This window comes from Microbacterium sp. NPDC097977, from assembly GCF_040302605.1.
Taxonomy (GTDB): domain Bacteria; phylum Actinomycetota; class Actinomycetes; order Actinomycetales; family Microbacteriaceae; genus Microbacterium.
In genome coordinates this window covers 1-6,065 of the sequence record NZ_JBEOUR010000118.1, presented here as the reverse complement: position 1 = coordinate 6,065, position 6,065 = coordinate 1, and the positions used below count along the sequence as shown (strand labels likewise).

9 protein-coding genes are annotated in these 6,065 nt (G+C 69.8%); 7 read left to right on the top strand and 2 right to left on the bottom strand.

Annotated features, from left to right (window positions below; genetic code table 11):
- Positions 1-100: 100 nt before the first annotated feature.
- Positions 101-343, bottom strand: coding sequence for a hypothetical protein (locus tag ABTZ43_RS16770; protein WP_149424024.1), 243 nt, complete (start codon positions 341-343; stop codon positions 101-103).
- 180 nt (positions 344-523) lie between these two features.
- Here ABTZ43_RS16770 and ABTZ43_RS16765 point away from each other — a divergent pair, with 180 nt between their 5' ends.
- The 3 genes from ABTZ43_RS16765 (at position 524) to ABTZ43_RS16755 (ending at position 2,584) form a co-directional block, all read left to right on the top strand.
- Positions 524-1,312, top strand: a complete 789-nt coding sequence (locus ABTZ43_RS16765; protein WP_350539593.1) for a MerR family transcriptional regulator — start codon at positions 524-526, stop codon at positions 1,310-1,312.
- Between the two features lie 68 nt (positions 1,313-1,380).
- Complete coding sequence (locus ABTZ43_RS16760) at positions 1,381-1,755, top strand: hypothetical protein (protein WP_350539592.1); 375 nt, start codon at positions 1,381-1,383, stop codon at positions 1,753-1,755.
- A 4-nt stretch (positions 1,756-1,759) separates the two neighbouring features.
- A complete protein-coding gene (locus ABTZ43_RS16755; protein WP_045252746.1) occupies positions 1,760-2,584 on the top strand; it encodes a nitroreductase family protein in 825 nt (274 codons plus the stop codon).
- Positions 2,585-2,587: 3 nt separating this feature from the next.
- Here the strand turns inward: ABTZ43_RS16755 and ABTZ43_RS16750 are convergent, their stop codons facing one another.
- A complete protein-coding gene (locus ABTZ43_RS16750; RefSeq protein WP_350539591.1) occupies positions 2,588-4,117 on the bottom strand; it encodes an FAD-dependent oxidoreductase in 1,530 nt (509 codons plus the stop codon).
- An 86-nt stretch (positions 4,118-4,203) separates the two neighbouring features.
- On the opposite strand from ABTZ43_RS16750, the gene ABTZ43_RS16745 reads away from it, so the two are divergent.
- The 4 genes from ABTZ43_RS16745 to ABTZ43_RS16730 form a co-directional block, all read left to right on the top strand.
- Positions 4,204-4,593 (top strand): fluoride efflux transporter FluC, encoded by a 390-nt coding sequence (locus ABTZ43_RS16745; protein WP_253385360.1) that lies wholly within the window; start codon positions 4,204-4,206, stop codon positions 4,591-4,593.
- On the top strand, positions 4,590-4,949 hold the full coding sequence (locus ABTZ43_RS16740) for a fluoride efflux transporter FluC (protein ID WP_056413461.1): 360 nt from the start codon (positions 4,590-4,592) through the stop codon (positions 4,947-4,949). Before ABTZ43_RS16745 ends, ABTZ43_RS16740 begins: the two co-directional genes overlap by 4 nt.
- A gap of 114 nt (positions 4,950-5,063) precedes the next feature.
- Positions 5,064-5,657, top strand: coding sequence for a TetR/AcrR family transcriptional regulator (locus ABTZ43_RS16735; protein WP_056413458.1), 594 nt, complete (start codon positions 5,064-5,066; stop codon positions 5,655-5,657).
- A 22-nt stretch (positions 5,658-5,679) separates the two neighbouring features.
- A partial coding sequence (locus ABTZ43_RS16730) for an efflux RND transporter permease subunit (protein WP_350539590.1) occupies positions 5,680-6,065 on the top strand: 386 nt, incomplete at its 3' end.

Sequence of the window (6,065 nt, the reverse complement as noted above, 5' to 3'; positions counted from 1 at the left end):
CATTCGCCGGGATCATCCTGGCGATCGTCCCCATCGTCGTCGATCAGATCACCAACCTGATCGACAACGGCCCCCAGATGGTCATGGAGGCGACGTGGGTCTAGACGCATTCGATCCACACGGAGACGCCGGTCTTGCCCCACTTCCAGTTGCCGCTGAATCTGCGACCCCCGGCGGAGAAGAAGCACCACAGCGCCAGGGCCGCCAGGAACGCGACCCCGAAGACGAGGATCGCCGCCATCAGCACCAGCCACCACGCATCCATCCGCAGGATCGCATCGTCGATCGCGTCCTGCGCACGCCGACGCATCATCGTCGGTTCGATTGCCGCCAGTAGGGACATGTACACCACCTCCATAAATTCGTTACAGCGAGAGGCTGTGCTGCCTCTGAAACGTAAACATAGTCATATGAGTGCAGAATGCTGACATACGTTGGCGCTGGGTGGAACGTGGTTGACCTTGACGCTGCGTCAACTCCTAGCGTGGGGACATCGCACGACGGACCCATGAGAGGAGCAGTGATGGCAGGGAGGGAGTGGGCGATCCAGGAGGTCGCCAGACTCGCAGGCACCACGAGCCGGACGCTGCGCCACTACGACTCGATCGGGCTGCTGCCCGCGTCTCGTGTCGCCCGCAACGGCTATCGCCAGTACGACGAGGCTGCGCTGCTGCGTCTGCAGCGCATCCTGCTGCTGCGCGAACTCGGGCTCGGGCTGCCGCAGATCGCCGAGGTCCTCGACGCGTCGACCTCTCGTGGCGGCGAGCAGTCCGCACTCAGGACCCACCTGGCGCTGCTGCGCGAGGAGCAGGGCCGGCTGGCGCGACAGATCGCGTCGGTCGAGAGCACCATCGAGACACTGAGAGGAGGTGAGGAACTCATGGCAGAGAACATGTTCGACGGATTCGATCACACCCGGCACCGGGACGAGGTCGAGCGCCGGTGGGGCCGCGAGGCATACGCCGACAGCGACCGCTGGTGGCGGGGGATGACCGAGGACGAGCGCGCCGACTGGCAGCAGCGCGTCTCCGACCTCGGTCGGGACTGGATTGCCGCCGCCGAGCGGGGCATCAATCCCGCATCCGACGAGGCCCAGGAGATCGCGCGACGTCATGTGGCATGGCTCAGGAGCATCCCGGGCACGCCTGCGGCGATGCCGGACGGCGACGTCAGGGGCTACGTGATCGGCCTCGGCGAGATGTACGTCGCCGATCCGCGCTTCGGCGCGAACTACGCGACGTCCGCCGGAGGCACGCAGGGAGCGGAGTTCGTGCGCGACGCGCTCCGCGTCTACGCGGAGAGCAGCCTGTGACCCGCAGGGATCCGCCCCGCCGTGGCAAGACCGAGATCGGATGCCGCGGCGGGGCGTAGGGTCGTGCCATGGCCCCCCGCCGCAGACGCACCGATGCCGCCCCGCTGTTCGCGGTGGCGGCGGGAGCCTATGCCGCGAACGTCGCGCTCGGGTCGGCCGTCGCCGCCAAGCTGATCGACACGAGTGGCTTCCGCTGGCTGCATCACGCGATCTACATCGCGACCTGCGTGGCCTCCGCCGCCGCGTTCTCGGCGCTCGTCTGGGGTCGACCGAAGCATGCCAGCCGCCGCGCGGCCCTCGTGCTCGCCCCCGCCGCGGCACCGCTCGCCGCCATCCCGTACCTGGGCACGCACAGCAGGCGGCATCCGCTCGTCGCGCTCGCAGCGGCCCCCTTCATCGTCGCGGGCCTCGTGTGCGCGCACCTCACCACCGACCGGAAGTGACCGCATGGAACTGCTCGACGCCATCCGCCGCCGCAAGACCACCAACGGGCCGTTCCTGCCCGACCCCGTGTCGGAGGAGCATCAGCGCATCCTGCTCGAGGCGGCGGGGCGGGCGCCCTCGCAGCTGAACAGCCAGCCGTGGCGCTTCGTGGTCATCGAGAACCGCGACACGATCGACAAGATCGCCCGCATCTCCGGCGAGAGCATGACCGAGGCGATGTCGAACGGCACGTTCTTCGAGCGGTACAAGCCCTACTTCCGCTTCAGCCAGGCCGAGATGGAGGAGAAGCGCAGCGGGATGCTGTTCGACAAGCTCCCCGCGGCGCTGCGGCCCTTCACGAGCCAGGTCTTCACCAAGCGCGGCCAGAAGCTGATGAACACGTTCGGCGTGCCCAAGACGCTGGGGGAGGAGAACCACAAGCTGGTCGGCGGATCCCCGTTGCTGCTCGGAGTGATGCTCGATCGCAGCGAGTACCGTCCAGGCCAGCTGTCGTCGTTCTACTCGGTGTTCAGCATGGGCGCGGCGATGGAGAACGTCTGGCTCACCACGGTCGAACTGGGCATGGGCATCCAGTTCATCTCGTTCCCGATGGAGGTGCCGGGGCGCTGGGACGAGATCAACGCGCTGCTCCGCGTGCCCGACGACCTGGAGCTCATGGCCGTCTACCGGCTCGGCTATCTGCCCCCGGAGCAGCGCCGGCCGGCGATCGACTGGTCGAGCCACCAGCGCAAGCTCGTCTCGCAGTATGTGTTCCGCGAGAACTGCGACGAGCCCCAGCAGGGGTGGGACTCGCCGCCTCCCGGGGCCGGCGCGCCGCCCCGGGACTGAGCGTCACCCGCCGCTCGTGCGCGGGAGCACCGTGAGGTCCTGAAGCGCGGGCCCCTCGATGCGGGTGCCGTCGGGGGCGAAGCGGGAGGCGTGGAGCGGGCAGTCCCACGTGCATTCGGCCTCGTTCCAGGCGAGCACGCCGCCGAGGTGCGGACACACGGCCGAGACCGCGCGGGTCACTCCCTCGACCGTCGAGATCGCGACAGGGCGCCCGCTGCGCTGCGCGACGACGCCTTCTCCCTCGGCGGGCCTCGGCACGGGAACGGGACGGGACTCGGCGTCGATCCACCCGGTCGTCGCGGCCGCGGCGACCTTGGCCCCCTCGACCGCCCCGCGCGCGAGATCCGCGGGGACGGTGAGCCTCGTGCCGATCTTCACCATCCAGCCAGGACGATCGTGCCAGCTCGCCCCCAGGATCTCGGCGGTGAGTCGCAGGGCGGCGGCGGGGGCGTTCGACAGGCCCCACTTCGCGTATCCGGTCGCGAAGCGGATGCGGCCGAGCCCGCGCGGCATCGCGCCGACGAAGGGGATCTGGTTGTGCGACTCGTAGTCCTGGGCCGACCAGCGGTGGGTCTCCTCGGCCTCCGGGAAGTACGTGCGCGCCCAGGACACGAGATCGTCGACGGCCGCCGCCTCGCCGTCTGAGCGCCCGACGGGGTGTCCGTTGCCGCCGACGACGAGTCGCGCGTCGCCGCCTGGTCCGTCCGCAGAGGACACCGGACGGATCGAGCGGGTGGGGTCGTCGACCGAGATGAAGGTGCTCTCGGGCACGTCGCCCGGCACACGGAACGAGACGCAATACGACCGGAACGCGCGCATCTTGGCGAAGTACAGACCGCGGTCGAGGATCGGAGACCCGGTGGCGATCACGATGTGCTCGGCGAACAGGGGGCCGACCGGAGTCTCCACGCGCGGTTCGGGCAGAGCGTGGGTCGCGGTGACGCGGACGCCGGTGTGCAGGGTTCCGCCCGCGGCGAGGAACTCCGCGGCGAGGGCGTCGGTCACCAGGGCCGGATCGATCGTCACCTGCTCGTCGAGCGCCACCGCCCCCGCGACGGGGAACGCGGTGGACGACAGCTCGGACCGCGAGAGCATCCGCGTCGGGAGTCCCGCCTCGCGCGCCGCCGCGTGCACCTGCCGCACCGCGTCGACTCCGCTCTCGTCCTGGGCATAGGAGTGATCGGTGCGCCGCTCGTACGAGACCCCGGCGTGATCGGCGAACGCGACCAGCCAGTCCATGCCCTCGCGGTTGCCGTCGACGTACGCCTGCACCAGCGAGGCCGGGTGGTGCGCGCGGATCTCGGCGAGGCGCTTGCCCTGCAGCAGGTTCAGCTTGCCGGTGTTGCCTCCCGTGGCGAGCTCGGCGACCTCTCCCGCCTCGATCACCGCGACATCGAGTCCGGCACGCGCGAGCATGACGGCGGTCGTCAGGCCGGTCAGGCCCGCGCCGACGATGATGACATCGTGTCGCGCCCCCGGGTCGAACGATGTGCCGGTGGGCGGGGTCCGGTCGAGCTTCCACAGTGGCTTCATGGCCCCAGTCTTCGTGCCGGGGCTCCCGATCCGCACCCGGTTGACAATCGCCGATCGCCTTGCCATGGCGAGGCTAGAGTTGCCGCGTGACCTCTCGCTCGCTGCTGCTCGTCTTCGCCGGTGGCAGCCTCGGCACGGCAGCACGGCTCGCCGTCGGACTCTGGATGCCGGATGCGGGCGGCTTGCCCGTCGCCACTCTCCTGGTCAATGTGCTCGGCGCGCTGCTCATCGGCATCCTCGCGGCACGGCTGCCGCAGACCACGGGTCTGCGAGTGTTCCTCGGTACGGGTGTGCTCGGCGGTTTCACCACGTACAGTGCGCTCATGACGGGCACGGATGCGCTCTGGGCGCACGCCCCGCTGCTCGCCGCCGCCTACGCCGGGGTCAGCCTCGTGCTCGGTCTCGCGGCGGCGGTGCTCGGGCTGCGGATCGGACGCCCTCGCTCGACCGTTCGCCGCGCAGGAGTCGACTCGTGAACCCCCTGTTGTTCGTCGCAGCGGCGCTCGCCGGGGGTGTGGGTGCCGTGCTGAGGTACCTCGTCGATCTCGGCGTCGCGAAGGTCGCCGGTCGTCGCTTCCCCTGGGGCATCTTCGTCGTGAACCTCACCGGCTCGTTCGCGCTGGGCGTCGTGACCGCGGCGCTGCCCGATCAGGCGTTCCTCCTCGGCGCCGGTCTGCTCGGCGGCTACACGACCTTCAGCACCGCGATGCTCGACACGGTGGCGCTCTGGCGCGACGGCGAGCGCAGGGCATCCGCGGTCAACGCTGTCGGGATGCTGCTGCTCGGTCTGCTCGCGGCCGGTCTCGGGCTGGTGCTCGGCTCGCTGCTCTGACCTCGCTCCGTGCGCCGCCAGAGCACTGCACCGGGCGAATGCCCAGGTTCGCCGCGCAGAATGTACAAACGTACATGTACGTGCGTACAGGCATGACAGCGCAGGGGGATCCGAATGAGCGAGGGCACACGCCGCCGCCGCGACCCTGAGGCACGCCGTCTCGAGATCATCACGGCCGCCGCCGAGCTCATCATCGAGGTCGGCGTCGACGCTCTCACGCACCGCAAGGTCGCCGCCCGCGCCGGTGTGCCGCTGGGGTCGACCACCCAGTACTTCGCCACCCTCGACGACCTGCGCGAAGCGGCCATCGGCGCGCTCGCCGCCGAGGTCGAGGTGCGCATCGACGAGACCAGGCGAGCGGTGGCCGCAGAGGGTGTGAGCCCCGAGGGCATCGCGCGACTCGTGCACCGCAGCCTCGAGGACGCGAGGGCGGTGCAGGCCGACCGCGCGGTCGTGACCGCGGCCGTGCACGATCCCCGCGTCCGCGCCTTCGCCCGGCGCTGGTCCGAGGAGATCGTCGGCTTCATCTCGCCTGTCCACGGAACGGATCGCGCACGGGCTGCCGCCGCCTTCATCGACGGCGTACTGTGGCACTCACAGATCCACGACGAGCCGCTCGACGAAGAGCTCATCCGCGACGCCCTCGCCGGGATCCTCATTCCCTCTCCGGCGTCCCCCTCCGCATCCGCCGCCGCAGCATCCGCCTGATCCGATCGAGAGAGAATCCGCCTTGTCGAACCTCGCCGTCCTGAGTCTCAAGAACCGCGCACTGATCGCGCTCATCACGATCGTCGCCGCCGTGTTCGGCGGACTCGCTCTGACGAACCTCAAGCAGGAGCTCATCCCGTCGCTCGAACTCCCGAACCTCGTGGTGCAGACGACGTACCCCGGCGCCTCGCCCGAGGTCGTCGAGAACGACGTGTCGACCCCCATCGAATCGGCGATCCAGGGCGTGCCGGGGCTCGAGGCCACCACGGCGACGAGCACCACCAATGCGTCGATCGTGCAGGCCACCTTCGCGTACGGCACCAACCTCGCGACAGCCGAGCAGAAGATCCAGCAGGCGATCAACCGCATCTCGGGTCAGTTGCCCGACGACCTCAGCCCGCAGGTCCT

Excerpts from the sequence above, each read along its gene's own strand:
- ABTZ43_RS16770 (WP_149424024.1), bottom strand. The coding sequence starts at position 343 with ATGTCCCTACTGGCGGCAATCGAACCGACGATGATGCGTCGGCGTGCG.
- ABTZ43_RS16765 (WP_350539593.1), top strand. The coding sequence starts at position 524 with ATGGCAGGGAGGGAGTGGGCGATCCAGGAGGTCGCCAGACTCGCAGGC.
- ABTZ43_RS16760 (WP_350539592.1), top strand. The coding sequence starts at position 1,381 with ATGGCCCCCCGCCGCAGACGCACCGATGCCGCCCCGCTGTTCGCGGTG.
- ABTZ43_RS16755 (WP_045252746.1), top strand. The coding sequence starts at position 1,760 with ATGGAACTGCTCGACGCCATCCGCCGCCGCAAGACCACCAACGGGCCG.
- ABTZ43_RS16750 (WP_350539591.1), bottom strand. The coding sequence starts at position 4,117 with ATGAAGCCACTGTGGAAGCTCGACCGGACCCCGCCCACCGGCACATCG.
- ABTZ43_RS16735 (WP_056413458.1), top strand. The coding sequence starts at position 5,064 with ATGAGCGAGGGCACACGCCGCCGCCGCGACCCTGAGGCACGCCGTCTC.